Origin of the sequence: Tropicimonas sp. IMCC6043, assembly GCF_004146235.1 — a bacterium.
In the GTDB taxonomy this organism is placed as follows: domain Bacteria; phylum Pseudomonadota; class Alphaproteobacteria; order Rhodobacterales; family Rhodobacteraceae; genus Tropicimonas.
The window spans coordinates 1-242 of the sequence record NZ_SELO01000282.1 but is presented as its reverse complement, the minus strand read 5'-3'; the positions used below and the strand labels follow the sequence as shown (position 1 = coordinate 242).

General features: G+C 63.6%; 1 protein-coding gene. It reads right to left on the bottom strand.

Features of this window, described 5'->3' with window-relative positions:
- Window positions 1-242, bottom strand: a 242-nt coding sequence (locus EU800_RS26675) for an IS3 family transposase (protein ID WP_129636401.1), incomplete at both ends; no start/stop codon positions are given.

Here is a 242-nt window from a genome sequence, read left to right as displayed (position 1 = left end):
GAGCCGCCCTTTTTTCGGTTGCTTCGGTGGCACCTTCAGCCCCTCTCGCCGCCATAGACGTTCGACACGGCCATCGCTGACCTGCCAGCCTGCGTCTCTCAGCAGCACGGCCACACGCCTGTAGCCGTAGCTGCCGTATTGCCTGGCCAGCTCGATCATGTCGGCAACCAGACAATCCTCATCTGCACGCCCCCTTGGACGCCGCCGTTGTGTTGATCGATGCTGCCCCAGCACGCGGCAGA